Annotated in this window: 25 protein-coding genes and 2 pseudogenes; 17 read left to right on the forward strand and 10 right to left on the reverse strand. The window is 65.0% G+C overall.

Annotation, left to right across the window (positions count from 1 at the left end; translation table 11 throughout):
* Positions 1 to 424: 424 nt before the first annotated feature.
* Together AKN84_RS03260 and AKN84_RS03265 are read right to left on the reverse strand one after the other, a co-directional pair.
* A pseudogene (locus tag AKN84_RS03260) lies at positions 425 to 1434 on the reverse strand (aldo/keto reductase).
* Between the two features lie 26 nt (positions 1435 to 1460).
* Entirely contained in the window at positions 1461 to 1886 is a 426-nt protein-coding gene (locus tag AKN84_RS03265) for a PaaI family thioesterase (RefSeq protein WP_050419346.1), read from the reverse strand.
* A gap of 93 nt (positions 1887 to 1979) precedes the next feature.
* Between AKN84_RS03265 and AKN84_RS03270 the strand changes: the two genes are divergently transcribed.
* The gene (locus AKN84_RS03270; protein WP_050419347.1) at positions 1980 to 2609 is read left to right on the forward strand and encodes an NUDIX hydrolase; all 630 of its coding nucleotides are present in this window, start codon (positions 1980 to 1982) and stop codon (positions 2607 to 2609) included.
* Between the two features lie 376 nt (positions 2610 to 2985).
* Positions 2986 to 4182, forward strand: a complete 1197-nt coding sequence (locus tag AKN84_RS03275; RefSeq protein WP_050419348.1) for a hypothetical protein — start codon at positions 2986 to 2988, stop codon at positions 4180 to 4182.
* 119 nt (positions 4183 to 4301) lie between these two features.
* Here the strand turns inward: AKN84_RS03275 and AKN84_RS03280 are convergent, their stop codons facing one another.
* On the reverse strand, positions 4302 to 4601 hold the full coding sequence (locus tag AKN84_RS03280) for a hypothetical protein (protein WP_050419584.1): 300 nt from the start codon (positions 4599 to 4601) through the stop codon (positions 4302 to 4304).
* A 208-nt stretch (positions 4602 to 4809) separates the two neighbouring features.
* Between AKN84_RS03280 and AKN84_RS03285 the strand changes: the two genes are divergently transcribed.
* The 3 genes from AKN84_RS03285 to AKN84_RS03290 are packed head-to-tail and all read left to right on the forward strand — an operon-like array spanning position 4810 to position 6210.
* Entirely contained in the window at positions 4810 to 5289 is a 480-nt protein-coding gene (locus AKN84_RS03285; protein WP_050419585.1) for a hypothetical protein, read from the forward strand.
* Positions 5290 to 5308: 19 nt separating this feature from the next.
* Positions 5309 to 5569, forward strand: coding sequence for an aldolase/citrate lyase family protein (locus AKN84_RS49895; protein ID WP_202814657.1), 261 nt, complete (start codon positions 5309 to 5311; stop codon positions 5567 to 5569).
* On the forward strand, positions 5548 to 6210 hold the full coding sequence (locus tag AKN84_RS03290) for an HpcH/HpaI aldolase/citrate lyase family protein (protein ID WP_283805486.1): 663 nt from the start codon (positions 5548 to 5550) through the stop codon (positions 6208 to 6210). The genes AKN84_RS49895 and AKN84_RS03290 overlap by 22 nt, the downstream gene beginning before the upstream one ends.
* A gap of 14 nt (positions 6211 to 6224) precedes the next feature.
* Here the strand turns inward: AKN84_RS03290 and AKN84_RS03295 are convergent, their stop codons facing one another.
* Together AKN84_RS03295 and AKN84_RS03300 are read right to left on the reverse strand one after the other, a co-directional pair.
* A complete protein-coding gene (locus AKN84_RS03295) occupies positions 6225 to 7439 on the reverse strand; it encodes an EAL domain-containing response regulator (protein ID WP_050419349.1) in 1215 nt (404 codons plus the stop codon).
* A 363-nt stretch (positions 7440 to 7802) separates the two neighbouring features.
* Positions 7803 to 9092: an MFS transporter gene (locus AKN84_RS03300; protein WP_050419350.1), complete on the reverse strand. Its 1290-nt coding sequence runs from the start codon at positions 9090 to 9092 to the stop codon at positions 7803 to 7805.
* Positions 9093 to 9240: 148 nt separating this feature from the next.
* Here AKN84_RS03300 and AKN84_RS03305 point away from each other — a divergent pair, with 148 nt between their 5' ends.
* The 4 genes from AKN84_RS03305 to AKN84_RS03320 all read left to right on the forward strand — a co-directional run bounded on the left by AKN84_RS03305 (position 9241) and on the right by AKN84_RS03320 (position 13790).
* Entirely contained in the window at positions 9241 to 10188 is a 948-nt protein-coding gene (locus AKN84_RS03305) for a TAXI family TRAP transporter solute-binding subunit (protein WP_050419351.1), read from the forward strand.
* A gap of 221 nt (positions 10189 to 10409) precedes the next feature.
* Positions 10410 to 12518 (forward strand): TRAP transporter permease, encoded by a 2109-nt coding sequence (locus AKN84_RS03310; RefSeq protein WP_050419352.1) that lies wholly within the window; start codon positions 10410 to 10412, stop codon positions 12516 to 12518.
* On the forward strand, positions 12515 to 12892 hold the full coding sequence (locus AKN84_RS03315; RefSeq protein WP_244484910.1) for a DUF1850 domain-containing protein: 378 nt from the start codon (positions 12515 to 12517) through the stop codon (positions 12890 to 12892). Before AKN84_RS03310 ends, AKN84_RS03315 begins: the two co-directional genes overlap by 4 nt.
* 91 nt (positions 12893 to 12983) lie before the next feature.
* Positions 12984 to 13790 (forward strand): SDR family NAD(P)-dependent oxidoreductase, encoded by an 807-nt coding sequence (locus AKN84_RS03320; RefSeq protein WP_050419354.1) that lies wholly within the window; start codon positions 12984 to 12986, stop codon positions 13788 to 13790.
* Positions 13791 to 14036: 246 nt separating this feature from the next.
* Here the strand turns inward: AKN84_RS03320 and AKN84_RS03325 are convergent, their stop codons facing one another.
* Positions 14037 to 15581, reverse strand: coding sequence for a cation:proton antiporter (locus tag AKN84_RS03325; RefSeq protein WP_050419355.1), 1545 nt, complete (start codon positions 15579 to 15581; stop codon positions 14037 to 14039).
* 153 nt (positions 15582 to 15734) lie between these two features.
* Between AKN84_RS03325 and AKN84_RS03330 the strand changes: the two genes are divergently transcribed.
* The 5 genes from AKN84_RS03330 (at position 15735) to AKN84_RS03350 (ending at position 20223) form a co-directional block, all read left to right on the forward strand.
* Positions 15735 to 16505: a tetratricopeptide repeat protein gene (locus AKN84_RS03330; RefSeq protein WP_050419356.1), complete on the forward strand. Its 771-nt coding sequence runs from the start codon at positions 15735 to 15737 to the stop codon at positions 16503 to 16505.
* Positions 16506 to 16615: 110 nt separating this feature from the next.
* Positions 16616 to 18523 (forward strand): propionyl-CoA synthetase, encoded by a 1908-nt coding sequence (locus AKN84_RS03335; protein WP_050419357.1) that lies wholly within the window; start codon positions 16616 to 16618, stop codon positions 18521 to 18523.
* Positions 18524 to 18852: 329 nt separating this feature from the next.
* On the forward strand, positions 18853 to 19125 hold the full coding sequence (locus AKN84_RS03340; protein WP_050419358.1) for a hypothetical protein: 273 nt from the start codon (positions 18853 to 18855) through the stop codon (positions 19123 to 19125).
* Positions 19126 to 19129: 4 nt separating this feature from the next.
* Complete coding sequence (locus tag AKN84_RS03345) at positions 19130 to 19414, forward strand: acyltransferase family protein (RefSeq protein ID WP_050419359.1); 285 nt, start codon at positions 19130 to 19132, stop codon at positions 19412 to 19414.
* Positions 19414 to 20223, forward strand: a complete 810-nt coding sequence (locus AKN84_RS03350; protein WP_050419360.1) for an acyltransferase family protein — start codon at positions 19414 to 19416, stop codon at positions 20221 to 20223. The genes AKN84_RS03345 and AKN84_RS03350 overlap by 1 nt, the downstream gene beginning before the upstream one ends.
* A gap of 106 nt (positions 20224 to 20329) precedes the next feature.
* Here AKN84_RS03350 and AKN84_RS03355 read toward each other — a convergent pair whose 3' ends face one another.
* Positions 20330 to 21022, reverse strand: a complete 693-nt coding sequence (locus AKN84_RS03355) for a DUF1013 domain-containing protein (protein WP_050419361.1) — start codon at positions 21020 to 21022, stop codon at positions 20330 to 20332.
* 242 nt (positions 21023 to 21264) lie between these two features.
* Between AKN84_RS03355 and ispH the strand changes: the two are divergent.
* From ispH to rnhA, 3 genes and pseudogenes are all read left to right on the forward strand, one after another.
* Positions 21265 to 22238, forward strand: a pseudogene (ispH, locus tag AKN84_RS03360) (4-hydroxy-3-methylbut-2-enyl diphosphate reductase).
* 5 nt (positions 22239 to 22243) lie between these two features.
* Complete coding sequence (locus AKN84_RS03365; protein WP_050419362.1) at positions 22244 to 23224, forward strand: homoserine kinase; 981 nt, start codon at positions 22244 to 22246, stop codon at positions 23222 to 23224.
* The gene (gene rnhA, locus AKN84_RS03370) at positions 23212 to 23673 is read left to right on the forward strand and encodes a ribonuclease HI (protein WP_050419363.1); all 462 of its coding nucleotides are present in this window, start codon (positions 23212 to 23214) and stop codon (positions 23671 to 23673) included. The genes AKN84_RS03365 and rnhA overlap by 13 nt, the downstream gene beginning before the upstream one ends.
* A 259-nt stretch (positions 23674 to 23932) precedes the next feature.
* Here the strand turns inward: rnhA and AKN84_RS03375 are convergent, their stop codons facing one another.
* The 3 genes from AKN84_RS03375 to AKN84_RS03385 all read right to left on the reverse strand — a co-directional run bounded on the left by AKN84_RS03375 (position 23933) and on the right by AKN84_RS03385 (position 26792).
* Complete coding sequence (locus AKN84_RS03375; protein WP_050419364.1) at positions 23933 to 24418, reverse strand: peroxiredoxin; 486 nt, start codon at positions 24416 to 24418, stop codon at positions 23933 to 23935.
* A gap of 108 nt (positions 24419 to 24526) precedes the next feature.
* Positions 24527 to 25084, reverse strand: a complete 558-nt coding sequence (locus AKN84_RS03380; protein WP_050419365.1) for a DUF924 family protein — start codon at positions 25082 to 25084, stop codon at positions 24527 to 24529.
* Positions 25085 to 25109: 25 nt separating this feature from the next.
* Positions 25110 to 26792 (reverse strand): long-chain fatty acid--CoA ligase, encoded by a 1683-nt coding sequence (locus AKN84_RS03385; RefSeq protein WP_050419366.1) that lies wholly within the window; start codon positions 26790 to 26792, stop codon positions 25110 to 25112.
* Between the last annotated feature and the right edge of the window lie 29 nt (positions 26793 to 26821).

A 26821-nucleotide genomic window follows, 5' to 3' on the forward strand; every position in this document is an offset into this window, starting at 1 on the left:
AGCTGCGCGCTGCTTGCGACAGTGGGGCCGTCGCACTGCGAGGCGTCGCGCCGAGGCTCGAGGATTGCAGTCAGGCTGGCCCAGCAGACGAAGAGCGCGACGATCCAGTCCAGTACATTGGTTGCCGTCATGGCAGCACCGGCATCAGCATTTCCATGCGCCGATGGTGCAGCCGGCGCGAGGCTTGCGCAATTCGGAAGCTACGAAACGTAACTTCGGCAAAACCGAGTGGCACATCCGTTCGCTAGACACCGTCATTGCGAGGAGCGCTAGCGACGAAGCAATCCATGTCTCCGCTTGCGGCACAATGGATTGCTTCGAGGAGCCTGTCATCCGGCGGCGCTTCGCGCCGACCGGGTGGCTCGCAATGACGGCGGATGGGATTGAGTGCCAGCCCTGAGTCGTATAGTCGCTGCTCCTGGGGCTACTCGGTCCGCGCCCGCCGTCCCTCGATCGGGTACGCTGGATCGTTGAAGCCCGGCGTCGACGGATGGCCTGACACGACGAGGCGGTCGATCAGGGCTTCGTCTTCGGCGGTGAAGCGATAGTCGAGCGCGCGGATGTAGTCGTCCCATTGCGCCTCGGTGCGTGGGCCGGCGATCACCGCGCTGACGAAGGACGAGTTCAGCACCCAGGACACCGCGAACTGCCCGGCGGTGATGCCGCGGCTCTCGGCGTGGCGCTTGATCTCCTGCGCGAGCTGCAAGGATTCCGGCCGCCACTCCGTCTGCATCATGCGCTTGTCGTTGCGCCCCGCGCGGGTGTCCGCGGGCGCGCCACATCGGGCGCGTATTTGCCGGTCAAGACGCCGCGCGCCAGCGGGCTGTAGGGCACGATGCCGAGGCCGTAATAGGCGCAGGCCGGAAAATGCTCGACCTCGGGCATCCGGTTCATCGCGTTGTAATAAGGCTGGCTCGCGACCGGACGGTCGATGCCGAGCCGGTCGCAGATGTTGCAGATCTCGGCGACGCGCCAGGCGCGGTAGTTGGAGACGCCGAAATAGCGCACCTTGCCGGCGCGGATCAGGTCGCCCATCGCACGCACCGTCTCGTCGAGCGGCGTCGCGTGGTCTTCCTTGTGCAGGTAATAGACGTCGATGTAGTCGGTGCCGAGCCGCTTCAGGCTCTCGTCGGCGGCCTGCAACACCCAGCGCCGCGACAGCCCGCCATGGTTCGGATCCTCGCCGATCGGATTGGCGAGCTTGGTCGCGAGCACCCAGTTCGACCGGCTGTTGGAGATCGCGCGGCCGACGACCTCTTCGGACTTGCCGCCATTATAGGCGTCGGCGCTGTCGATGAAGTTGATGCCGGCCTCGCGCGCCTTGGCCACGATCCGCGACGAGGTCGCCTCATCGCTCGGTCCGCCGAACATCATGGTGCCCAAGCAGATCGGCGAAACCTTCAGGCCGCTGCGGCCGAGCTGGCGATATTGCATCGATCGTTCCTCCGGAATGACGGGGATCAACTCTCGTTCTTCAGAATCTTGAACACGCCGTTGGCCATCGCGATGCAGCGCTTGTCAACCGTCACCTCGGCGGTGATGAAGATCAGGCTGCGGGTCGAGCGTACCACGCGCGGCCGCGTCGTAAGGATCTCGCCGATCTTGCCGGCCTCGACGAAATGGGTGTCGAGCTGCACCGTCGCAAGCGTCGGCTTGCCCGAGACGAAGCGCGCGGCCATGCCGCAGGCGCGGTCGGCGAAGGTCATGATCACACCGCCTTGCACGAGGCCGCGGCGGTTGTGGTGCTTGTCCTCGGTGATCAGCGCGAGCTCGAGCGCGCCGTCCTTCAACCGTTCCCACAGGGGACCGATCAGCGTCAGGAAACCCGTGGTGTCGGCGACCTTCCAGCCGTCGGATTTGAGTCTGTCCGCGGCCTTGGCCGTCATGAGGTGAGGATCCGTTGCTTGGCTATGATTGATCGCAGGAGGCATGTCGTTCAGCTCATTTCATCAAACGCTGATGTGTTGTAGTCAAGCGCAATGGCCCGCACATTTGACGATGCCACCCGGCGGAATATCGCAGAGCTCTGTGCCGCGTTCGCGCGTCAGGCCGCGGCCGATGCCGCGCCGACGCTGAAGCGCGCCGCGGTCGCGATCGCGCTAACCGAAGCCGATGACGGTAATGGCACAGCGTTCCTGCTGACCCGGCGCAGCGCGCGCCTGCGCGCCCACAGCGCGCAATGGGCGCTGCCGGGCGGGCGCTGCGATGCCGGCGAGACGCAGCCCCAGGCCGCGCTGCGCGAATTGCACGAGGAGCTTGGCCTTGCACTGTCCGAGCGCGACGTGCTCGGCATGCTCGACGACTATCCGACGCGCTCCGGCTATCTGATCACCCCAGTCGTGGTCTGGGCCGGCGCACATGCGGCGATCACGCCGAACCCGGACGAGGTCGCGTCCGCGCATCGCATCGGTCTCGATACGATCGAGCCGGACGACGCATTCACCTTCGTCACGATCCCGGAGAGCGCGCGGCGGGTGATCCGTTTCCGGCTCGGCGGCCAGCAGATCCATGCGCCGACCGCCGCGCTGGTCTATCAGTTCCGTGAGGTGCTCGCCGGCCGCAACACCCGCGTCGCCGATCTCGAGCAGCCGGTGTTCGCATGGAAGTAGGCCGATGCTATCGGTGAAGCCGCTTGCGGGCGTTCATCTTCATTGCCTTGCCCGGCGCAACAGCCGGATGAGTCGCGGTCGCGGGTTCCGGAGGCGCGCGCGACACATTCTCGTAACAAGAGAACCGTGAGCGCGTATCCGGAAACGACCCGCAGTCCGGACGCTCCGCGCGTGTCGGTGCGGCGAGTATCAGAGCGCCAGCGGCGGCGAGCCACAGTGCCATCCTCATCGCAATCTCCAAGCCCTTCCCGGGACACGCATTCTTCGGAGAACACCGCATTGTGGCGAAATTTCTGGACCTGATCGCGGCATCCGGCCGCCTTCGATCCGGACATTTCCGGGCTGACTTCGCAGCAGTGCTTGCTACAACGAGGCCATGCGCCTGCAATTGATTCGCCTCTCGTCAGGATTTGTCGCGCTCGCGCTGGCCGCAAGCGCGCCGTCAGTATCGGCCGGTGAGGCCGATGCGCTGCCGCCGTCCGTCGCCAATGCGATGGCGCAGGCCTCGCCGCAGGCGATCATGGAATATCGCCGCAAGCTGCAGGAATACGAGGAGGCGCGCGCCGCCTTCGAGCAGGATGCGGGTGCCTATTGGAGCGCGATCGCCGACAAGCGGCGCGGCCGCAATGCCAAGCGACGCGACCTCGTGCAGATCACGCTCGACGATTACGTGCTGCAGCAGCCGCCGGTCTATGAGGGGCCGCGGCGGCCGGTCAATCCGGCGCCCGAAGAGGAGGGCGGCAAGCCGCCGCGTCCGCCCAAGACGATCCCGGTGGTCTCCGATCTCGTCAGGGCGGCGGCCGAGCAATTCCAGTTCGCGCCGCAGCGGCCGTCGAGCGAGGTGGAGTTCAAGCGCGCCTATGCCCGCTACGCGCGCGCGGCGGGGCTGACGCCGGAGCAGGCGGTGCGGGTCTATTCATTCGAGACCGGCGGCACCGGCAATTACGACGTGCAGGCGGGGATCGAGCATGGCGGCAAGCGCGCCATCTCCACCGCGATGGGCTACAACCAGCTGCTCACCACCAACACCGTCGAGCTATTGGCCGAGCAGGGCCATGAATTCGTGCGGGATCTGACCGAGCGCGTTGCGGGGACGCAAGGGCCGGCGCGCAAGGCCATGGAGCATAAGCTCGCGGTGCTGAAGAAGATGGTCGCGTTCACCCGTACCGTGCCCGACGACTGGTCGGCGCATCAGCGCCTCGCCGACACCGCGCAAGGCTGGGCGTGCCACGCCATGGTGCTCGACATCGATGTCGGCCCGATGCTGCAGACCCACAAGCTGCTGACCTCGGTGATCTTCGCCCGCAACAAGGGCTACACAAGGCCGCTGACCGCGGCCGAGCTCGAGATGATGAACCTGACCGGCGACGGCACCGGGCTCGACATGGTGACCATGCCGCAGGCGATGCGCGAGCAGGTGCCGACCGCGAACTTCTTCCAGCGCTCGGGCTATGAGCGCAACCCGGTCGCGATCCGCCACAACACCGTGGCCAAGCTGCTTGCCGTCACCAACGAGCGGATGGACTTCAACAGCAACAAGTCCGGCGCAAGGGAATTGGCCGGGGCGTTCTGAGGTCTGCCGAACGACGTCAGCGCATTTCCGGTTCTGATTGAATCAGAACCGGAGCCCCAGACGCTTCCTTTGACGCGTTTTCTTCACGCGAACCGGCGTCCACTTCGCTCGAAAACGCTCTATTTCGAGCCGAACATGAACTTGCCGTCGCCCTCGAGATAGGGCCCTGAGCGCATGTAGAGCTGACCGTTCTGCCCGATGAAGAACAGCGTCCCCTTCGGCACCTTCTTGGCGCCCTTCAGCAGCGTGCCGGCATTGCTGGTCCCCATCTTGTAGGCCCAGGTCTTGCCCTCCTTGTCATAGGCATAGCCCATGTCGGACTTCAGCTCCCAGGGCGCAGCCTCCTGCGCAAATGCGCATGTCGTCATCGCAGCAAGGGTCGCGGTCGCAATAAAGGTCTTGGTCAAAAAATGCGTCATGATCCACCTCCGGCCGAAAAAAAACGGCATCGTCCCCACACTTCTGAACAAATCACGAACGGTGTTCGGGCGTCAATACGACAATCGGCGCGGCCCGCTCACAGAGATCAGCGACTTTGTGATTTCCCGCATCAAGCTTGGCGACTATCTTCGCGTTTCCGTTTACAAACGCTTTGATTGGCGGAAACACTACCTGGGGGTGATCGCGATGAACCACGTCATGAAGATCGGTATCGGTGTCGCACTGTCGTTCATGGCGCTGGCGTCGGTCGCGCGGGCGGACGAGTTCAAGCTCTCCAACAACCAGCGCATCTCCTGCAGCCGCGGCCTGTCCGCCGGCAAGCTCAAGACGTCGACCTGCAAGTCCTACGCCTATCTGTTCAACGCCAAGACCTCGGAATACTTCCGCTGCCAGGTCTCGCTGGCGCTGACGCAGGACAACAAGGAGGTCATCAACGTCCAGGCCGACGGCAGCTGCACCAAGAAGCCGCGCATCTTCGAGACCGACGGCAATTACACGTTCGATGCCACCGAGACCGAGCCGCCGAACACCAACTCGTTCTTTGGCACCGGTGGCTATGCGATCTGGGCCAACGACACCACCACCCAGAAGATCCGCGGCTGCATCACGATCTCGTCCGGCCTCGGCTCCGACATTTCGAAGTGCCTCGACATGACGTTTCAGTGACGGCGGTGCGGGCCGTGTGATGCGCAAGCTGCGCCCAGCCCCGCTCTGCCGCTCCTGGCTGTTTCTCGAAGGCGCCAACGAGACGGTGCTGCAGCACGCGGCCGCCAGCGGCGCCGACGTGCTGATCCATGAGCTCGAGGATTTCACCCCGCCGTCGCTGCGTCCGAAGGCGCGGGCGCTCGCGCCTGAGCTCTACGCAACCTGGCGCGACCAGGCGCGGTGGTTGCGGTTCGCGTCAACCCGTTGGACCAGGACGGCATGGACGATCTTGCCGCCGTGATGCGCGGCCGTCCTGATATCGTCGCGCTGCCAAAGGTCGCCGAGCCGCACCATGTTGTCAGGCTCGACGAGGCGGTGACGCGGTTCGAGCGCGACTACGGCATCGCCGAGGGATCGACGTCACTGCTGCCGAACATCGAATTCGCGCGCGGCCTGGTACAGACCGGTCCGATCGCAGCGGCGAGCCGGCGCACCATCGGCTGCCTGATGGCGTCGGAAGATCTCGCGGCCGATCTCGGCGCCGAGCGCGGCAGCGACGGCCTGGAGCTCGCTTACGCGCGGCAACGCTTCATCGTGGAATGTCGCGCCGCCGGCGTCGTCGCGGTGGACTGTCCCTACACCTGGAGCGACGCCGCGGGCGTCGCGCGCGACACGGTCTGGGCGCGACGGCTGGGATACACCGCAAAGAGCCTGGTCGATCCCGCGCATGCGGCCATCGTCAACGGCGTCCTCACGCCGAGCGAGGACGAGTTGCGCCAGGCGGGCAGGATCGTGGCAGCCTTCGAAACGGCGCGGACACAGGGCCTTGGCCGCGTCGAGCTCGACGGCTCGCTGCTGGAAGTCCCGACCTATTCCAACGCGAAGCGGTTGATCGCGCGCGGCGAGGCGCTGCACGCGATCGATCGCGAAGCCCGGGCCTGAACGGAGGCGATGCCTCAGGAGGCCGGCTCTTTCTCCGAGAAGTGCATGCGTGAACGGGCAAACTTCTTGACGCCCATCGGCTTGCCGAACAGGTAGCCCTGAACCTGATCGAAATCCATCTCATGCGCGGCGAGAAAATCCGCGCGCGTCTCGACGCCCTGGGCCACGACCTGCGCGCCGGCATCGTGGGCGAGCTCGACGATGCGCCGGCACACCGTCTGCTTCAGGCGCTGATCCGCGCAGCCGGTGACGTATTGATGATCGACCTTGAGCTGGACGAACGGAAAGTTCGGCAATCCGAGCAGGGACGGCCAGTTCGCGCCGACATTGTCGATCGAGATGCCGATATTGTGCAGGCGAACGCGCCTCGCGACATCGATCGCGAGATCCAGATTGTCGACCACCTCGGTGCTGTCGATCTCGATCAGCAGGCCAGCGAAGGCGGCATGGTCCGGAATCCGGTAACACAGCTCGCGCACCGCATCATCGTCGGCGAGAAACGAGATCGGCAGGTTGATCGAGAGATTGACCGGCCCGATCTGTTCGAGGAGATAACGCCAGTCCTCGATCGCGCGCTCGATCACGAACTCGGACAGCGCGTGAAAATGCGGATCGCTTTCGTCGGGGATGAAGTAGGCCGGCGGCACGACGCCCCATGCGGGATGGCGCATCCGGATCAGTGCCTCGGCTCCGCTCGGAACCAGCGTCCGGAGATGAATTTTCTGCTGATACCACAGCTCGAGCCAGCCGGCCTTCAGCGCTTCGGGCACGTCCACCGCCGGGCTCGGCGCCGGTTCGAGCGGCAGCAACGAGGCAAGACTGTCACGCAGGGTTCCGGCGCTGAACGGGGTGGACAGGGCCGGCAGCATGGCGATGCCGTACTCATCGCCGATCTGCCGGACCGCCTTGACGATGATCGAGTCCGGTTGGCCGATGACGAGGACCTTGCCGCGATAGTCCTTTCTCACCAAAGTCTCGAGAATTTTACTGACTTCGATGCCGTCCACGGACACGCCGAGCACCAGAAGATCGGGCCGTTCCGCGTCCAGGACGGTGTCGAGTTCCAGGGCCTGGCCGCATTCACTGGTGATGAAGCCGAGGTCTTCCAGCGCCTCCGCAAGGAAGGTTCGAAGGTGCTTTTTGCTGTCCGCAATGCATGCGCGCGGGGTCAGCTTGCGATGTCCGAACCATCCGGCGCGTGTCTGTGTGATGTGGCTGATGTGATTCATGCCCCGCCTTGTCCGTAATTACCCCGGCTTGACTCGTACATCTAAGAACCCCGGCAATCATGGAAATTTCTGGTTCATACATTGATTGGCTCGCTAACCTTAAAGGATTCAATTCGAATCAAATGATGCTGGAATCGCTGCATCTCGCCGCGGTTACACGTGCAACAAATGCGTCATCTGAGCTTCATGAGCGCGATTGCGCGCGACTTTGGACTTACGCAGAAACATTGCGCGCGTGTGTCATCGAGAGACGACGTTAATCACTGTGTTGTCGCGTCGATGCAGATGCGGAACTGGATCATTGTCGGACATCGGATCGCTTCACGCGCGGTGATCCGCAGCGCGCCAACGGCGAATCACGGATCATCCGTCGTGTGACGCCGAAGCGGATGTGTGTGATGTCGCCGTTGCCGTGCGCAGCGTCTCCGGCATCAACGCGCAGTAGCCGATCAGCCCTGCACAAGCGACGGCTGCAAGGAACAGGAATGCCGCGCTGTAGCCGGCGTGGACAATAATGAATCCGGCGACCGCCGTGCTCAGCGCGCCTCCGAGGCCGGTCGCCGTGGCGATCGCGCCCTGGCTGATGTTGAAATGCCCGGTACCGTGCGTGAGATCGGCGACCACGAGCGGGAACAGCGCGCCGAAGATTCCGGCGCCGATGCCGTCGAGCAATTGCACCGACACCAGCCAGTACGGGTTGTCCGACAACGGATAGAGCGCGCCGCGGACCGCCAGCACCGCGAGCGCCACAGCGAAGATCGGCTTGCGACCCCAGACGTCGGCCTTGCGTCCGACCAGCATCGCAACCGGCACCATCACGATCTGGGCCGCGATGATGCAGACCGACATCAGCGACGTGCCGAGGTTGCGGTTGACCAGCGCGAGCTTCTGGCCGACCAGCGGCAGCATCGCCGCATTGGCAAAATGAAAGATCACGGTCGAGACCGCAAAGATCAGCAGCGGCTTGCAGGTCAGCAGCACGCGAAAGCCGGATGGCCGGTGATGCGGCGTGCCGTGCGCCTCCGCGGCATCGTCGAGCCCGCGCGCGACCTGGTGGTCGATGGCGGCTGATGGGATCGACAGCGTCGCGGCGATGCTGGCGAGCGCCATCGCGGCCAGCAGCCAAAATACGACGACGGGGCCGAACCAGTAGGCGGTGCCGCCGGCGATCGCCGCGGCCACGGCGTTGCCGGCGTGATTGAACGCCTCGTTGCGGCCGGTCCGTGCCGCGAACGCCTTGGGGCCGACAATGCCGAGCGTCACCGCGGCGATCGCCGGCGCGAACACCGAGCCGCTCGCGGCGGCAACCGCCTGGGTCGCGGCGACCAGCGCGAAGTGGTCGAGCAGCGGCAGCAGCAGGCACGCGGCGGTGACGGCGACCGCGGCCGCGATCATCAAGGCGCGCTTGGCGCGACTGCCGTCGATCAGGGCACCGGCCGGTGTCTGTGCGACGATTCCCGCGATCGCGGCGATCGACATTACCGACCCGATCGAGGCCTCGTCCCACTTCCGTTCGGTGAGAAGGTAGATGGCAAGATAGGGGCCGAGCCCGTCCCGTACGTCGGCGAGGAAGAAGTTCAACGCATCAAGCGCGCGCTCAACGGTCGTCGTCCCGGACGGCTGCAAGTCATACCTCGCGGCGATATTGCGCATCTCAACCCGCTTGCTCGCGCGGAGTTCCCGCGCAGGTAAAGTGGTGCTGCCATCGGGGGTTTTTGGCTGCGCATGCGTCATTTGGATGGGTTGACCCGGCAGGGTTGTGCGGCCAATTTCCGGCCCGGCTTAGGGGAGAATATTACTCATGAATTCAAGGTTGATGGCTGCTGCGATCGTGGCAGCCAGTGTTTTGGCTGCGCCCGTCGCGCAGGCCGAGCAGTTCATTAACGTGCTCACCGGCGGCACCTCGGGCGTCTATTATCCGCTCGGCGTCGCGATCGGGAAGATCTACGGCGACAAGATATCAGGCGTGAAGACCCAGGTGCAGGCGACCAAGGCCTCGGTGGAGAACCTGGTGCTGCTGCAGCAGGGCCGCGGCGAGATCGCCTTCACGCTCGGCGATTCGCTGAAGGCGGCCTGGGAAGGCGACACCGAGGCTGGCTTCAAGACCAAGCTCGACAAGCTGCGCACCATCGGCGCGATCTATCCGAACTACATCCAGATCGTCGCGACCGCCGAAAGCGGCATCAAGACGCTCGCCGATCTCAAGGGCAAGAGCCTGTCGGTCGGCGCGCCGAAATCCGGCACCGAGCTCAACTCGCGCGCGATCCTCGCGGCCGCCGGCATGAGCTACAAGGACCTCGGCAAGGTCGAGTATCTGCCGTTCGCCGAATCGGTCGACCTGATGAAGAACCGCCAGCTCAACGCCACCTTGCAGTCCGCCGGCCTCGGCGTCGCCTCGCTGAAGGACCTCTCGACCTCGAGCGACATCACCGTGGTCGCCGTGCCGAAGGAGACCGTCGACAAGATCGGCTCGCCCTTCGTCTCCGTGATCATTCCGGCCAACACCTATACCGGCCAGGACAAGGACGTGCCGACCGCCGCGGTCGTGAACTACCTCGTCACCTCCAGCGCGGTGTCGGACGATCTCGCCTATCAGATGACCAAGCTGATCTACGAATCGCTGCCGGAACTCGCCAATGCCCACGCCGCGGGCAAGGAGATCAAGCTCGAGGCCGCCGCGACCGGCAGCCCGGTGCCGCTGCATCCCGGCGCAATCCGCTTCTACAAGGAAAAGGGCCTGATCAAGTAAGGCCTCGACATTCGCCTCCTGCCGTCATTGCGAGGAGCGAAGCGACGAAGCAATCCATGTCTCCGCTTGTGGCGTGATGGATTGCTTCGCGGAGCCTGTCATCGGGCGCGCGTTCGCGCGACCCGTTGGCTCGCAATGACGGGCGCGCTTTTCCTGACGCGGCTTTTGGTGGGCGGGTTCTATAGATATAAGCGTCGCGGGCACGGCGGGGGACCATTTCAATGCAGCAGCAGATTGCGGGCGAAGAGCCCATCAAGGTTGAATTCGACAATTTCGAACATGGCTTTCCGGAAGGCTTCGGCCCGGGCGCATGGGGGCATCTGGCCTACGCCATCGGTCTCGCCTTTGCGGTGTTCCAGCTCTATGTCGCGGCGTTCAACTATTTGCCGAGCCAGGTGGTGCGCGGCGTCCATGTCGGCTTCCTGATCCTCCTGACCTTCGGCCTGATCGGCAATTTCACCGCGAAAACCGATTTCGGCCGCGCGGTGAGCTGGATCGTCGGCGCCGCCGGCTTCCTCTGCGGGCTCTACCAGTGGATTTTCTATGCCGATTTGATCGCCCGCGACGGCGATCCGACCAACATGGACCTTGCGGTCGGCACGCTGCTCGCGATCCTGATCTTCGAGGGCACGCGGCGGCTGATGGGCGCGGCGCTGCCGCTGATGTGCGGCGCCTGTCTGCTCTACTGGTTCTTCGGGCAGTATCTGCCGTCGCCGTTCAACCATCGTGGCTATGATTTCGACCAGATCGTCACCCATCTCTCGTTCGGCACCGAAGGCTTCTACGGCGTGCCGATCTACGTCTCGGCGACGTACATCTTCCTGTTCATCCTGTTCGGCTCGTTCCTGGAGCGCGCCGGCATGATCCAACTCTTCACCGACGTCTCGCTCGGCCTGTTCGGCCGCACCCGCGGCGGCCCGGCCAAGGTCGCGGTGTTCGCCTCGGGCATGATGGGCACGATCTCCGGCTCGGGCGTCGCCAACGTCGTCACCGTCGGCCAGTTCACGATTCCCCTGATGATCAAGTTCGGCTATCGCCGCGCGTTTGCCGCCGGCGTCGAGGCCACCGCCTCGATGGGCGGCCAGATCATGCCGCCGGTGATGGGCGCGGTCGCCTTCATCATGGCGGAGACGCTCGGCGTTGCCTATTCGGAGATCGTCAAGGCGGCGGTGATCCCGGCGATCCTGTATTTCGCCTCGGCGTTCTGGATGGTGCATCTGGAAGCCGGCAAGCATGGCCTCGTCGGCATGAAGCGCTCGGAGATCCCGAGCGCCTGGAAGGCGCTGGTGGCACGCTGGTACCTGGTGTTGCCGCTCGCCGCTTTGGTCTACATGCTGTTCGAAGGCTTCACGCCGCTCTATGCCGGCAGCATGGGGCTCGCGCTGACGGTGGCGCTGATCCTCGGTGCCAGCATCACGCTCGGCTTCTCCAACACCGTCGTGCGCTACGTGTTCTGGATCGGCCTTGCGCTGGTGGTTGCGGCGGTGTCGCGCCACGGGCTCGAGATCGTGCCGGTTGCCAGCGTCGTCGCCGGTCTGATCGTGATCGCGGCGATCACGCGCGGCGGCCGGGCCACGCTCAGGGCCTGCCGCGACTCGCTCGCCGACAGCGCCAAGTCGGCGTTGACCGTCGGCATGGCCTGCGCGATCGTCGGCACCATCATCGGCATGATGACGCAGACCGGCGTCGGTACCATCTTCGGCAGCTGGATCATCGGGCTCGGCGCCAAGAGCCTGTTCCTGGCGCTGATCATGACCATGCTGCTGTCGATCCTGCTCGGCACCGGCATTCCGACGATCCCGACCTACATCATCACCGCAGCGCTGGCGGCGCCTGCGCTGGCCAAGCTCGGCGTGCCGCTGATCGCAAGCCACATGTTCGCGTTCTACTACGGCATCATGGCCGACCTCTCGCCGCCGGTGGCGCTCGCCGCACTCGCGGCAGCGCCGATCGCCAGGGAGAATCCGGACAAGATCGGCTGGGAGGCGATGCGGATCGCGCTCGCCGGCTACGTCATTCCCTTCATCTTCGTCTATTCGCCGGCGCTGATGCTGCAGACCAACGACCCGATGGCCGCCCAGCTCGGCTTCTACGGCGCGGTGGCGCTGGCGACCTTCAAGGCGCTGGTGGCGATCGGGCTGTTCGGCATCGTCGCGATCGGCTTCCTGTTCACGCGGCTGAGCTTGATCGAGATCGCGGTTGCGTTCGGCGCCGCGCTCTGCCTGCTCGGCGATTTCCGCTTCTCGGATACGGCGGGCTTCACGCTCGCCGCAGCCGTCGTGCTGTGGCAGTGGCGGCAGCGCCCGCGCGATGCGGTGGCGGCGGCTTGAGCCTCTGCCTTGCATCCGCCGGTGTCGTGAAGACGCTGCAGGTCGCAGCCTTCACGCTCGCCTGGACGCATTCGATCGAGAAGACCACCTGGCGGGAAGACTGGCAGGTCACGCCGGCGGGGCTGACGCTGCAACAGGCGCGCATCAAGGGCACCGGCGCCGGCATGGAGCCGACGCCGGAGGCGCGCCTCGTCGATGGCTGGTTTCAATGGTCGCCACAGCCTGTGCCACGGCCGGAGGTCGTGCTCGGCAATTCCGGCGCGGCGGGCGAATGGCATCTGTGCCACGCGGGACGCTGCCAGACGCTATCGGAGATTTTCGGACATCCGATCGGTGCTAATGTCACGACGATGAGTGTGTGTAAGAATCCGTAGCCCGCATGAGCGGAGCGATATGCGGGGACACTGTCCCGGATATCGCTGCGCTCATCCGGGCTACAATGACAACAACAACGGAGAACAGGCGATGGATCGGCTCAAGGGCAAGGTTGCGATGGTGGTCGGTGCGGGCTCGATCGGGCCCGGCTGGGGCAATGGCAAGGCGACCGCCGTCACCTTCGCGCGCGAGGGCGCCAGCGTGTTCTGCGTTGATCGCAACGGTGCCGCAGCCGAGGAGACGGTCAAGATCATCACCGAGGAGGGCGGCAAGGCTGTCGCATTCACCGCCGATGTCTCGCGCGCCGCCGAGGTCGAGGCGATGGTCGCGGCCTGCCTGAAGGCCTATGGCCGCATCGACGTGCTCGACAACAATGTCGGCATCGCCGAGGTCGGCAGCGTGGTGGAAGTGGCGGAGCCGGAGTGGGACCGCGTCTTCGCGGTCAACCTCAAGAGCGCCTATCTGTCGATGAAGCACGTCATTCCGGTCATGATCAAGCAGGGCGGCGGCTCGATCATCAACATCTCCTCGATCGCCTCGATCCGCCATGTCGGCATTTCCTATGTCAGCTACAATGCGAGTAAGGCGGCGATGAACCAGATGACGCGCTCGACCGCGGTCGAGTTCGCCTCCAAGCATGTCCGCGTCAACGCGATCCTGCCAGGGCTGATGAAGACGCCGATGGTCGCGCATTCGGCCGGGCTCGCGCAAAGCTACGCCAAGGGCGATGTCGAGGCGATGTGGCGCGCCCGCGACGCGCAGGTGCCGATGGGTCACATGGGCGATGCCTGGGATGTCGCCAACGCCGCGCTGTTCTTGGCGTCGGACGAATCGAAATACGTCACCGGCATCGAGCTCGTGGTCGACGGCGGCATCACCTCCAAATCTGGTGCATGAAGTCGGGCGCCTGAGCAGCGGCCTTCGCTTTACCTCGCCCCGCGTGCGGGGAGAGGTCGGAATGCATCGCTAGATGCATTCCGGGTGAGGGGGAGTCTCCGCAAATGCCGCTATCGCCGGTTTCGCGGAGACAGCCCCTCACCCCAACCCTCTAAGAGCAAGCTTCGCTTGTCTCGACCCCGTAAAGAACGGGGAGAGGGAGCGCAGTGCCGTCGCGGCGGCTATTCATCCCGACCTCATCACGCGCTACGCTTCGACGCTGAGCTCGGCGCGGTCGAGCTCTTCCTCGACCAGATGGAAGGCGTCGTCGCCGATGGTCTCGGTGCGGCGCAGCTTGAGCAGCGCCTGACGCGCTGCCGCGATGGCGCGGCGCCGCAGCGGATCGGCCGGCAGCTCGCGCGAGGTGAGCCCGCCGTCGGGGTCGTTTTCTGCGCGCATGAGTACCGCGCGGTATTCGAGCCGCAGGATCTCGGCCTCTTCCGATGGGTCCGCTTCGATCTCGTCGAGCGCCGCGCGAAACGCGACGCTTCGGGCGTGTGCGGCCTCGCGCCCGACCGGATCGTCGTCAGCGAAATTCAGCGCCAGGATCAGCGGCCGCAAGGTCAGGCCCTGGATCACCAGTGAGCCGAGCACCACGGCGAACGCGGTCAGCAGGATCAGGTCGCGATACGGAAACCATTCAGGCAGCGCGAACGCGGCCGCCAATGTGACGATGCCGCGCATGCCGCACCAGGACACGATGAAGCCGCGCTTCAGGGTCGGCACCGCGTCCACCACATGGGCGGGCAGCCAATGGCGCGCCTTCAGCGTGCGCAATAGCGCGCCGTAGGGCATCACCCAGAGGATGCGGGCGAGGATCACGACGGCGAGGATCGCGGCGGCGAAGCTGCAATATTTCCACCGCACCTCGGCGTCGAGCTCGGACCAGATCGGGCGCAGTTGCAGGCCGATCAGCATGAAGGCGAGCACGTTGAGCACGAACACGACGGTCTCCCACACCGCATAGGACGACACGCGCAGCCGCGCCGAGGTGCGGGCCGGCGCGGTGCGGGCGATGGTGATCGCATAGGCGATGATGGTGAGGATGCCGGACAGGCCGAGATGCTCGGCGACGATCCACACCATGAAGGTGCCGCCGAATTGCGTGATGATCGCGCTCGGCGCCTCGGTGATGCGGCGGGTGATCATCATCCAGACCTGCGCGAACAGATAGCCTGCGGCGAGGCTGCCGAGCAGCGCGATCGTGATCGACGGCACGAATTCGCGGATCTTCATGTGCTCGGCGGCGACCAGGCCGACCGCGACGCGATAGATCAACAGCGAGGTCGCATCGTTGAGCAGGCTTTCGCCTTCGAGGATCTTCTGGATCCGGTAGGGCAGGCTGACTTGGCGCAGGATCGCGGTGGCCGCAGCCGCGTCCGGCGGCGCCACGATGGCGCCGAGCGCGATCGCGACCGCCCAGGGCATGTCCGGGCGCAGCCAATGCGCGACCACGGCGACCGCTGCCGTGGTGACGCCGACCGCGACCACGACCAGCGTCGAGACCGGCAGCCAGTTGTTGCGCAGATCGCGCAGCGAGGTGTCGAAGGCGGCATCGAGCAGCACTGGTGCCACGAACAGCGCCAGCGCCAGCTTCGGTTCCAGGGCCCAGGTTGGCGCCCACGGCAGCAGGGTCAGCAGCACGCCGCCGAGCGCAAGGAAGGTCGGGTAGGGCACCTTGATCCGCCGCGCCAGCGCCGACAGCGCCACCGCTGCGAGCAACAGGCCGATGATCCATTCGAATGTCAGCAAGGCGAACCCCCAAGGTGCGGCTGCAGATGCGGCTCGAAGTGCCGCCGATCGTCGCAATTGACGTATAATCCAGCGTGTGGTTTTGCGGCAAATGGCACCGGTCGAAGTCGGAGGCCGGTGGTACAGGCGTGGGATGTCTTGTCGGTGATGGGAATGCGACGCAACACTCGAAATCTGGCTGTGGCGCTGCTGTGCGTTTGCCTGTCAGGCGTGCTGACTTCAGGCGGTGCACGCGCGACCAGCAGCGAACCCGGCAAGGATGTGCAGGCCGATGCCGGGCCCTGCGTTGCCGCCGCTGCGGCGACGGATGACGACAAGATCATCGAGGTCTGCGGCGCGCTGATCGACAACGAGAAGGCGGCCAAGCCCGATCGCGTCAAGGCCCTGCTGGCGCGTGCGAGCGCCTATGACCGCAAGCAGCTGATCGACCGCGCGATCGCGGACTACGACACCGTGCTCCGGCTCGATCCATCGCTTGCGGACGCGCACAATGCCCGCGGCGAGCTGTGGCGGCGCAAGGGCGACCGGCCGAAGGCGATCATGGATTTCGGCGCCGCCGTCAAGCTCGACCCGAACCATGCCGCCGCCAAGGCCAATTACAAATCGCTGTCGCTGGAGCTGGAGCGGATCGGCGCGATGATGGCGGTCGCCGGCAAGCCGAGCTTCGATTGCCGCAAGGCGCGCCGGCCGGTCGAGAAGGCGATCTGCGGCAATCCCGCGCTCGCCGATCTCGACCGCGAGATCGGCGCGTCGACCTTTCGCGCGGTGCGCGAGGCCGGGGATGCGCGCCAGGCGCGCGAGCTGCAGCGCGCGCAGGACGATTTCATCGCCCGCCGCAATGCCGAATTCGGCAAGCCGGGCTACGACCTGCAAAAGGCGATGCGCGAGCGGCTGCAGCAGATCAACGGGGTCGACGGTTATTAGCCGGCCCCAGATGATCCGGCCGAAGGTCGGGGTCATTTCGGCTTGAAACCGCGCCGCTTCCCGTGACAATGGTCGGCAAATGACGCGCGACCGCGCGAGGGAGAAACGCAATGAACATTCAGCAGGGCCGGTATCATGAGGTGTATGCCCGCTCGCTTCGGGACCCCGAGGGCTTTTGGGCGGAAGCGGCGCGCGAGATCGACTGGATCGAGCCGGCGCAGAAGATCTACGATCCCTCCGTGGGCGCCTATGGACGCTGGTTCGCCGGCGCCGTGGTCAACACCTGCCACAACGCGCTGGATCGCCATGTCGCCGGCGGCAGAGCTGACCAGGTCGCGCTGATCCACGATTCCCCGCTCACCAACGCGATCACCAAATTCACCTATTCCGAGTTGCTGAAGGAAGTGCAGACGCTTGCCGCGGTCATGCAGGATTTCGGCGTCGCCAAGGGCGACCGTGTCATCCTCTATATGCCGATGGTGCCGGAGGCCGTGGTCGCGATGCTCGCCTGCGCGCGGATCGGCGCGGTGCACAGCGTGGTGTTCGGCGGCTTTGCGGCCAAGGAGCTCGCGACCCGCATCGACGACGCCAAGCCGAAGCTGATCTTCTCGGCGAGCTGTGGCATCGAGCCCGGGCGCATCGTGCAGTACAAGCCGCTGCTCGACGAGGCGATCCGCCTTGCCGGCGCCAAGCCCGAGACCTGCATCATCCTGCAGCGGCCGCAGCAGGCGTGCGAGCTCACCGCGGGCCGCGACCATGACTGGGTGGCGCTCCGCCGTGCCGCGCTCGACGCCGGCAAGACCGCGCCCTGCGTGCCGGTCGCCGCAACCGATCCGCTCTACATCCTCTACACGTCGGGCACGACCGGGATCCCGAAGGGCGTGGTGCGCGACAATGGTGGCCATCTCGTCGCGCTGAAATGGTCGATGGGAAATCTCTACGGCGTGAAGCCCGGCGAGATCTGGTGGTGCGGCTCCGACATCGGCTGGGTGGTCGGTCACTCCTACATCGTCTATGGCCCGCTGATCCACGGCGCGACCACGATCATGTATGAGGGCAAGCCGATCGGCACGCCGGATGCTGGCGCATTCTGGCGCGTGATCTCGGAGCACAAGGCGGTCGCCTTCTTCACCGCGCCGACTGCGTTCCGCGCGATCAAGAAGGAGGATCCCGAGGGCAAGTTGCTGAAGAGCTACGATCTCTCCAGCTTCCGCACCCTGTTCCTCGCCGGCGAGCGCGCCGATCCGCCGACGGTGGAATGGGCGGAGCAGCAGCTCAAGGTGCCTGTGATCGATCACTGGTGGCAGACCGAGACCGGCTGGTGCATCGCCGGCAATCCGGTCGGCCTCGGCATGCTGCCGGTCAAGCACGGTTCGCCGACAGTGCCGATGCCGGGCTACCAGGTCGACATCGTCGACGAGGCGGCAAAGCCGGTCGCCGTCGGCACGATGGGCTCGATCGTGATCAAGCTGCCGATGCCGCCCGGTTGCCTGCCGACGCTGTGGCAGCAGGACGATCGTTTCCGCGACGCCTATCTCTCGGAATTCCCCGGCTACTACAAGACCTCGGACGCCGGCTACAAGGACGCCGACGGCTATGTCTGGGTGATGGGCCGCACCGACGACATCATCAATGTCGCCGGCCACCGGCTCTCGACCGGCGGCATGGAGGAGATCCTGGCCTCGCATCCGGATGTCGCCGAATGCGCCGTGCTCGGCGTCAAGGATGCGATCAAGGGCGAGGTGCCCTGCGGCTTCCTGGTGCTCAAGGCCGGCGTGACCAAGGCGCCGGACCAGGTCGAGAAGGAAGTGGTGGCGCTGGTGCGCGACAAGCTCGGCCCGGTCGCCGCGTTCAAGCTCGCGATCACGGTGGCGCGGCTGCCGAAGACCCGCTCCGGCAAGATCCTGCGCGGCACCATCAAGAAGATCGCCGACGGCGAGCCCTGGACCATGCCGGCGACGATCGAGGACCCGAAGGTGCTCGACGAGATCGGCGAGGCGCTGAAGGGCAAGGCGTAGCGCGGCGCACGTCAGTGATGTGCTCTCTTTCAGCGGAGAGCGCGCGCCGTGCGGCACCCCTCTCCCCACCCTCCCCCACAAGGGGGGAGGGAGCCTGACCAGCGTGCTCACCTTGCGTGAGGGAGGCATCGGCGGAAGGGTTCCCTCCCCCCTTGTGGGGGAGGGTTAGGGAGAGGGGTAAGCCGCGGGCGAGATGGTCGAGTGGTACAATGACCGCGCAATCGAGCCGCGCTCGAAACGCATCCGGAAGCAAAATGGCCTTGATTTTGATGGATTGCCGGGTCATCCCGGCCTTTCCTGTCACATTGCCACGAGATACGGACCACCGGATGCGATCCATTTCCGCACGCGCGCCTCTCGCATTGCTGCTCGCACTGCCGCTGCTGGCAGGTTGCCTCGAACGCGGGCGATCGCCCATCGCGGAGAGCATGGGCGACGACGATCAGTATTGCCAGGCGGGCGGCAAGGTTGCGGTCGGCTCGCCGGAATATGTCGCCTGCCGCAAGGACCGCGACGTCCAGCGCCAGAACGCCGAAGTCCGTAGCGACCGGCGGCAGCGCGATCTCGGCGAATACATGATGAACAATCCGGACCGGCACTAGCGCGGTGATTGCGGCCCTGCCGGAACGTGACAGGATCGGAGAGCTCGACGGGCTGCGCGCGATCGCGATTCTGATCGTCGTCATCTGGCATTATTTCGGCGCGCCGGACGGGCCGCAGGGCTCGCCGTGGAAATTGCTGCATGTCGGCCGCTTCGGCGTCGACCTGTTCTTCATTCTGTCCGGCTATCTCATCACCGATATCCTGCTGCGCCACCGCGCGGCTGAACGATATATTACTCGGCGTTCTACAGCAGGCGCGCGTTCCGCATCTGGCCGCTCTACTACCTGATGTGCGGCGGCGCTCTGATCGGCTGGTATTTTTCGCTAAGCCCCGATCTGTTCGACACCAGGGGCGTGCCCGGCTGGCTGTATCTCTTCGGCTTGCAGAATTTCGGCATGGCCAAGGCCCAGACCGATGGCGCTTACTTTCTGGCCGTGACCTGGTCGCTCGCGATCGAGGAGCAGTTCTATCTGTTGTTTCCGCTGCTGGTCCGGAACATCCCGCCCGAGCGGCTGTTCGCGATCCTGCTGGTGCCGATCCTGATCTGCCCGGTCGGGCGCCTGATCGATAGCGCGCTGCCGGACGCCTATGGCTGGTACGTGCTCCCGCAATTCAGGATCGATTCGCTCGCGATCGGCGCGCTGATCGCCTGGTGGCGTCTCTACCGCAAGCCGGATGCCGAAATCTCCAGACTTGTCGCCGGCATCCTCAAATGGTCGAGCCTCTCGCTTCCGCTGTTGTGGCTGTTCGGATGGAAGCGCTGGTCGGTGGCGTTCTCGCACACCCAGGTCGAGATCTTCTTCGGTGCCCTGCTGTTCGTCGTGCTGGAAAATCGCGGTTCACCAAGACTCGCATTGCTGCGCAGTTCGGCCGCGACCTTCTTCGCCAGGACCTCCTACGCGGCGTATCTCACCCACCACGTCATCGTGTACCTGCTGTTCGCCGTGCTCCATGAGCCGAGAACGATCGAGAGCCTCGCCGGCATTTCGCTGACCTTCGGCGCGCTCGTGCTGACCTTTGGGCTGTGTGCCTTGAGCTATCGCTATTTCGAACGTCCGCTGCTCGATTTCGCGCATCGGCGCTTCTCGTTCGACTGAGCGAAAGCGCAAGCGGGGATCAAGGCCATTCGTGCCCCCAAATGAAAACGCGGCGGGATGGCCCGCCGCGTTTGGTATTCCGTTCGCCGTGTTGCGACGTCCGCGCTTACTCTTCGTCGTCGGCCTTCTTGCCGCCGATCGTCTTCAGCTTGGCGAACACGGCATCGACATTGAGATCGTCGTGCCGCTCGATCGGCTGATCGTCCTCTTCCTTGCGCGTGGTCTCGGAGGCCGGCAGCAGCGTGGCGCCGCCGTAGACGGTCGTGGTCGGTTTCTCCTTGGCGGCGCGCTGCACCTCGAAATCGAGCTCGATCTGCGAGCACAGGCCGAGCGTCACCGGGTCCATCGGCGTCAGGGTCGAGGCATTCCAGTGGGTGCGGTCGCGGACGCTCGCGATCGTGGTCTTGGTGGTACCAACCAGCCGCATGATCTGGGCGTCCTTGAGCTCGGGGTGGTTGCGCACCAGCCAGAGGATCGCGCTCGGCCGCTCATGGCGGCGCGACACCGGGGTGTAGCGCGGGCCCTTCTTCTTGGCGGCGGTCGGCAGCACAACTTTGCTCTCCTGGAGCCTGAGCCGGTAGTTCTGGTCGCGCTCGCCGCGCTCGATCTCCTCGCGGGTCAGCTGGCCGTTGGAAATCGGGTCCATGCCCTTGATGCCCTGGGCGGCGTCGCCGTCGGCGATGGCGCGGACCTCCAGGGGGTGCATCTTGGTAAAATCGGCCACCTGATCGAACGTCAGGGCGGTATTATCGACCAACCACACGGCAGTCGCCTTCGGCATCAGCGGTGCGTTGCTCATGGCAAATCTCCTTTGTGCTTCGCCCACCTCTGTCGAGGCGAAGCTGGTAGTCATCGGCGATGACGGGAATTATGCCGCCTATATAAGCCCTCCGGGGGGAATGGCGCAATGGGCCAGCAAAATCGCCTTGACAGCGCCCGAAAGCAGTCCCAAGTCCTTACCTTAACTGGCCGTTCCCCGCCCGCCGGCGAGGGGTGATTCGGTCCCGAAATTGCCCCCGACACAGCCCCGAGACCAGCCCGATGTCAGCGAAAAAACCCGATCTTAAAATCGTGCTTTGTTCCCCCCGCGGCTTTTGCGCCGGGGTGGTCCGCGCCATCGACACGGTCGAGCGCGCCCTCACCATTTATGGCGCTCCGGTCTATGTCCGGCACGAGATCGTCCATAACAAGTACGTGGTCGACAGCCTGAAGACCAAAGGCGCCATTTTCGTCGAGGAATTGTCCGAAATCCCCGACGAAACCAACGCCCCGGTGGTGTTCTCGGCCCATGGTGTTCCCAAGTCGGTTCCGGCCGAGGCCAAATCCCGTAATTTCTTCTCGCTGGACGCGACCTGCCCGCTGGTGACCAAGGTCCACCGCGAGGCGGCGATCCATTTCAAGCGGGGCCGCGAGATCCTGCTGATCGGGCATTCCCACCATCCCGAGGTGGTCGGCACCTTGGGCCAGCTGCCCGAAGGCGCCGTGACCCTGATCGAGACCGCCGAGGATGCCAAAACCTTCATGCCGAAGGACCCCGACAATCTCGCCTTTGTGACCCAGACCACGCTGTCGATCGACGACACCGCGGAGATCGTGGCGCTGCTCAAGGAGCGTTTCCCGAACGTCAACGGTCCGCACAAGGAAGACATCTGCTACGCCACCACCAACCGCCAGCTTGCGGTCAAGAAGGTGGCGCCGGTGGTCGATGCCCTGATCGTGGTCGCGCGCCGAACTCGTCGAACTCGCAGCGCCTGCGCGAGGTCGCCGAGCGCGAGGGCTGCCCCATTGCGATCCTTGCCCAGCGCGCCGGCGACATCGACTGGGCGCGGTTCGAAGGCATCAGGAGCCTCGGCATCACCGCGGGCGCTTCGGCGCCGGAAGTGATCGTCGAGGAGATCATGGGCGCCTTCGCCGAGCGCTATGAACTGCACGTGGAGACGGTCTCGGCCGCGGAAGAGAACGAGTTCTTCCCGCTGCCGCGTTCGCTGCGGCCCGACGCTGCCGCGGCGGAATAGACCATATGGCGGTCTACACCGACGTTGCCGCCGAAGATCTCGCGGAATTCCTCAAAAGCTACGACATCGGCGAATTGCTCTCCTACAAGGGCATCGCCGAGGGTGTCGAGAATTCGAACTTCCTGCTGCATACCAGCCAGGGCGCCTACATCCTCACGCTCTATGAGAAGCGCGTGGCGGAGGACGACCTGCCGTATTTCCTGTCGCTGATGGCGCATCTCGCCGAGCGCGGCGTGTCGTGCCCGCAGCCGGCGCGCAACCGCAAGGGCGAGGTCACGAGCCGGCTCGCCGGCCGGCCCGCGGCGATCATCAACTTCCTCGAAGGCGTGTGGCCGCGGCGGCCGAACGTCGCGCATTGCTCCGGGGTCGGCGAGGCGCTGGCCAAGATGCATCTTGCGGGTGCCGACTTTCCGCTGGTGCGCAAGAATCCGCTGTCGGTCTCCGGCTGGCGGCCGCTGTTCGATCTCGCCGCCGCGCGCGCCGACAGCGTGCAGGTGGGCTTGCACGACTTCATCGCGCGCGAGCTCGATCATCTCGAAGCCTCCTGGCCGTCCGATCTGCCGGTCGGCGTGATCCATGCCGATTTGTTTCCCGACAACGTCTTCTTCCTCGGCGACAAGCTGTCGGGCCTGATCGACTTCCCGTTCGCCTGCAACGACATCCTGGCCTATGACGTCGCGATCTGCCTCAACGCCTGGTGCTTCGAGCCGGATCATTCCTTCAACGTCACCAAGGCGCGTGCGCTGCTCAACGCCTATGGCCGCGAGCGGCCATTGTCGGCGGCGGAGGAGGCCGCGCTGCCGCTGCTCGCGCGCGGCGCCGCGATGCGCTTCCTGCTGACGCGGCTGGTCGATTTCCTCAACGTGCCCGAGGGCGCGCTGGTGCAGCCGAAGGACCCGCTGGAATATGTCCGCAAGCTGCGCTTCCAGCAGAATGTCGCCAGCCTGAACGACTACGGCATCACGCCGGCCGGATGCGCGGCGTGAGCGACAAGCCGCATGTGACTGTCTTCACCGATGGTGCCTGCTCCGGAAATCCCGGACCGGGCGGCTGGGGCGCGATCCTCCGGTTCGGCGAGGTCGAGAAGGAATTGAAGGGCGGCGAGGCGCACACCACCAACAACCGCATGGAGTTGATGGCGGCGATCTCGGCGCTGGAAGCCCTCAAGAAGCCCTGCGTGGTCGACGTCACCACCGACAGCCAATATGTCCGCCAGGGCATCACCGGCTGGATCCATGGCTGGAAGCGCAATGGCTGGCGCACCGCCGACAAGAAGCCGGTCAAGAATGTCGAGCTATGGCAGCGCCTCGACGCCGCGCTGAAGCCGCACGAGGTGCGCTGGCACTGGATCAAGGGCCATGCCGGCCACGCCGAGAACGAACGCGCCGACGAGCTGGCGCGCGAGGGCGTGGCGATGGCGAGGCTGAAGGGGTAGGGGGCGCTGACGGTGCGCAGGATGGGTGGAGCGAAGCGATACCCATCACATCACCGCGCAGCACGAAGTTGATGGGTTTCGCTACGCTCTACCCATCCTACGATTCCGCGATCCCGGTGATCGCCATACCCAAAACTGTCATCGCCCGCGAAAGCGGGCGATCCAGTATTCCAGAGACAGTGGTGACTGAAACGAGAGGCCGCGGCGTACTGGATCGCCCGGTCACGCCGGGCGATGACAGTGTGCGTGGGGCGTCAGCTCAGAGCTGCCCGAGCAGCGTGTCGCCGCCGGAGACTTCGACCTTGCCCGGCGCCGGCTCCTTGTTGAGCTTCTTCACCACGCCGTCCTCGACCAGCATCGAGTAGCGGTGGGAGCGGATGCCGAGGCCGTTGCCGGAGGCGTCGAGCTCCATGCCGATGGCCTTGGCGAAGTCGGCATTGCCATCGGCGAGGAAGACGGCCTCGTCGCGCTGGTCGGTGTCGCGCTTCCAGGCGTTCATCACGAAGGCGTCGTTGACCGAGACGATCGCAATGGTGTCGACGCCCTTGTTCTTCATGGCATAGGCGTTGAGGAAGATGCTCGGCAGATGCATCTTGTGGCAGGTGCCGGTGTAGGCGCCGGGCACCGCGAACAGGGCGACCTTCTTGCCCTTGAAGATGTCGTCGGTGGTTTTGACCTGCGGCCCTTCGGCCGTCATCACGCGAAACTTGGCTTCCGGCAGCTTGTCGCCAACATTGATCGTCATCGGTGTTCTCCCTCGGTGAAGCGGAATTGTCTTAAACCCGGCGGTTGGACGGCACAATACGACCTGCTGCGAGAACGGCAATGCTGGAGCGCATTCACCGTTCCGTCATCAGCCGGAAAACCCGCCGGTGTCGAGGAAGGCCTGCTCCTCGGCGGTCGTTACCCGTCCCAGGACATGGTTACGGTGCGGGAAGCGGCCGAACCGGCGGATGATGTCGGCGTGGTCCTCGGCGTATTTCAGGTTGTCGGGATGGCAGTCATATTGCCGGAACAGCGTCACGCAGCGCTGCTGGTCGTTAAGGTCCTCCGAATGCTCGAATGGCAGATAGAGGAATTCGCGCAGCACCGGGTCGGTCCGCGCATCGACGCCGCGGTCGATGGCGCGGCTTGCCACGTCACGCGCCAGCGCATCGCTTGAGAAGGTCCTGGCGTCGCCTCGAAACAGGTTTCGCGGAAACTGGTCGAGCACGATGGTCAGAGCCAGCGCGCCGTCGTCGCTCGCCTCCCATGACGACAACTCGCCCGCCGCCGCCTTCTGCCAGGTGGCGAGGAAGCGGCTGCGGATCTCGGCATCGAAGGCTTCGTTGTGTGAGTACCAGCGGTCGCGGCCGGCGTCCTGCCAAAAGGCGAGCACGTCGGCCGGCGTCGCAATGCGCGCGTCAGTCATATCCAGTGTCAGTCCCGCTCACGCTCTACGCCGCAGCCTTCTTCTCGTCGCGCAGCTCGCGGCGCAGGATCTTGCCGACATTGGTCTTCGGCAAATCGGTCCTGAATTCGATCTGCTTCGGCACCTTGTAGGCGGTGAGCTGGGTGGCTGAGAACTTGATGATGTCCTCGGCGGTGACGTTCGGGTCCTTCTTGACCACGAAGGCCTTCACCGCCTCGCCGGACTTTGCGTCGGGCACGCCGATCACGGCGCATTCCAGCACGCCCGGATGGCTCGCGATCACTTCCTCGATCTCGTTCGGATAGACGTTGAAGCCCGAGACCAGGATCATGTCCTTCTTGCGGTCGACGATCTTGGTGTAGCCCTTCTCGTCCATCACGCCGATGTCGCCGGTGCGGAAATAGCCGTCCGCGGTCATCACGCGCGCGGTCTCGTCGGGCCTGTTCCAGTAGCCTGACATCACCTGCGGACCCTTGGCGCAGATTTCGCCGGCCTGGCCGATCGGCAATTCATTGCCGTCATCGTCGCGGATCGAGAGCCAGGTCGACGGGACGGGAAGGCCGATCGTGCCGGAAAACTCCTCGATCGTCGCGGGATTGCACGTCAGGGTCGGCGACGTCTCCGACAGGCCGTAGCCTTCCGACAACGAGACGCCCGTCACCTTCAGCCACTTCTCGGCGACCGGCCGTTGCGTCGCCATGCCGCCGCCATTGGCGATCTTCAGCTTGGAGAAGTCGAGCTTGTCGAAGCCGGGTGTGTTCAGCAGGCCGTTGTAGAGCGTGTTGACCGCCGGGAAGAAGCTGACCTGGTACTTCGACAGTTCCTTGACGAAGCCGGCCATGTCGCGCGGATTCGGAATCAGCAGATTGGTGCCGCCGCACCGCATGCCCAGCAGATAGCACGCGGTGAGCGCAAAGACGTGATACAGCGGCAGCGCGCAGACGATGACCATCTGTTCGACGATCGGCGGCTTCGCCAGCGCCGGCTGCAGCCATGCGTCGTTCTGCAGCACGTTGGCCAGGATGTTGCGATGGAGCAGGGTCGCGCCCTTGGAAACGCCCGTGGTGCCGCCGGTGTATTGCAGGAAGGCGACGTCATCGAGCGTCAGCGCCGGCTTGTTGAGCCTGGCGGCGCGGCCGGCCGACAGCGCGTCGTTGAAAGAGACCGCGCCCGGGATCGACCAGGCCGGCACCATCTTCTTCACCCGGCGCACCACCAGGTTGACGATCACGCCCTTGAAGCCGAGCAGGTCGCCCATGCTGCCGACGATGACGTGCTTGACCGCGGTGTTGGGCAGCACCTTCTGCACGGTGGTGGCAAAGTTCTCCAGCACGATGATCGCTTCGGCGCCGGAATCCTTCAGCTGATGCTCGAGCTCGCGCGGGGTATAGAGCGGATTGACGTTGACCACGGCATAGCCGGCGCGCAAGACGGCTGCGGTCGCAACCGGATATTGCAGCACGTTCGGCATCATCAATGCGACCCGCGCGCCCTTCTGCAGGCCCTTGCTCTGCAGATAGGCGCCGAGCGCCGCCGACATCTCGTCGAGCTCGCGATAGGTGATCGCCTTGTCCATGCAGATGAACGCCTTGCGATCGGCGAACTTCTTGAAGCTCTCTTCCAGCAATTCGACCAGCGACGAATATTGCGTGACGTCGATATCGGCGGGCACGCCGGCCGGATAATGCTTGAGCCAGATGCGCTCCATAATGGTCTTTCCCTCTCTCAAATTTGGCT

Source organism: Bradyrhizobium tropiciagri (assembly GCF_001189845.1).
GTDB classification, from domain to species: domain Bacteria; phylum Pseudomonadota; class Alphaproteobacteria; order Rhizobiales; family Xanthobacteraceae; genus Bradyrhizobium; species Bradyrhizobium tropiciagri.

Bases quoted from the DNA above. Each gene is read 5' to 3' on its own strand.
- AKN84_RS03265 (WP_050419346.1), bottom strand. From the start codon at position 1,886: ATGACGGCCAAGGCCGCGGACAGACTCAAATCCGACGGCTGGAAGGTC.
- AKN84_RS03270 (WP_050419347.1), top strand. From the start codon at position 1,980: ATGGCCCGCACATTTGACGATGCCACCCGGCGGAATATCGCAGAGCTC.
- AKN84_RS03275 (WP_050419348.1), top strand. From the start codon at position 2,986: ATGCGCCTGCAATTGATTCGCCTCTCGTCAGGATTTGTCGCGCTCGCG.
- AKN84_RS03280 (WP_050419584.1), bottom strand. From the start codon at position 4,601: ATGACGCATTTTTTGACCAAGACCTTTATTGCGACCGCGACCCTTGCT.
- AKN84_RS03285 (WP_050419585.1), top strand. From the start codon at position 4,810: ATGAACCACGTCATGAAGATCGGTATCGGTGTCGCACTGTCGTTCATG.
- AKN84_RS49895 (WP_202814657.1), top strand. From the start codon at position 5,309: ATGCGCAAGCTGCGCCCAGCCCCGCTCTGCCGCTCCTGGCTGTTTCTC.
- AKN84_RS03290 (WP_283805486.1), top strand. From the start codon at position 5,548: ATGGACGATCTTGCCGCCGTGATGCGCGGCCGTCCTGATATCGTCGCG.
- AKN84_RS03295 (WP_050419349.1), bottom strand. From the start codon at position 7,439: ATGAATCACATCAGCCACATCACACAGACACGCGCCGGATGGTTCGGA.
- AKN84_RS03300 (WP_050419350.1), bottom strand. From the start codon at position 9,092: ATGCGCAATATCGCCGCGAGGTATGACTTGCAGCCGTCCGGGACGACG.
- AKN84_RS03305 (WP_050419351.1), top strand. From the start codon at position 9,241: ATGAATTCAAGGTTGATGGCTGCTGCGATCGTGGCAGCCAGTGTTTTG.
- AKN84_RS03310 (WP_050419352.1), top strand. From the start codon at position 10,410: ATGCAGCAGCAGATTGCGGGCGAAGAGCCCATCAAGGTTGAATTCGAC.
- AKN84_RS03320 (WP_050419354.1), top strand. From the start codon at position 12,984: ATGGATCGGCTCAAGGGCAAGGTTGCGATGGTGGTCGGTGCGGGCTCG.
- AKN84_RS03330 (WP_050419356.1), top strand. From the start codon at position 15,735: ATGCGACGCAACACTCGAAATCTGGCTGTGGCGCTGCTGTGCGTTTGC.
- AKN84_RS03335 (WP_050419357.1), top strand. From the start codon at position 16,616: ATGAACATTCAGCAGGGCCGGTATCATGAGGTGTATGCCCGCTCGCTT.
- AKN84_RS03340 (WP_050419358.1), top strand. From the start codon at position 18,853: ATGCGATCCATTTCCGCACGCGCGCCTCTCGCATTGCTGCTCGCACTG.
- AKN84_RS03350 (WP_050419360.1), top strand. From the start codon at position 19,414: ATGTGCGGCGGCGCTCTGATCGGCTGGTATTTTTCGCTAAGCCCCGAT.
- AKN84_RS03355 (WP_050419361.1), bottom strand. From the start codon at position 21,022: ATGAGCAACGCACCGCTGATGCCGAAGGCGACTGCCGTGTGGTTGGTC.
- AKN84_RS03365 (WP_050419362.1), top strand. From the start codon at position 22,244: ATGGCGGTCTACACCGACGTTGCCGCCGAAGATCTCGCGGAATTCCTC.
- rnhA (WP_050419363.1), top strand. From the start codon at position 23,212: ATGCGCGGCGTGAGCGACAAGCCGCATGTGACTGTCTTCACCGATGGT.
- AKN84_RS03375 (WP_050419364.1), bottom strand. From the start codon at position 24,418: ATGACGATCAATGTTGGCGACAAGCTGCCGGAAGCCAAGTTTCGCGTG.
- AKN84_RS03380 (WP_050419365.1), bottom strand. From the start codon at position 25,084: ATGACTGACGCGCGCATTGCGACGCCGGCCGACGTGCTCGCCTTTTGG.
- AKN84_RS03385 (WP_050419366.1), bottom strand. From the start codon at position 26,792: ATGGAGCGCATCTGGCTCAAGCATTATCCGGCCGGCGTGCCCGCCGAT.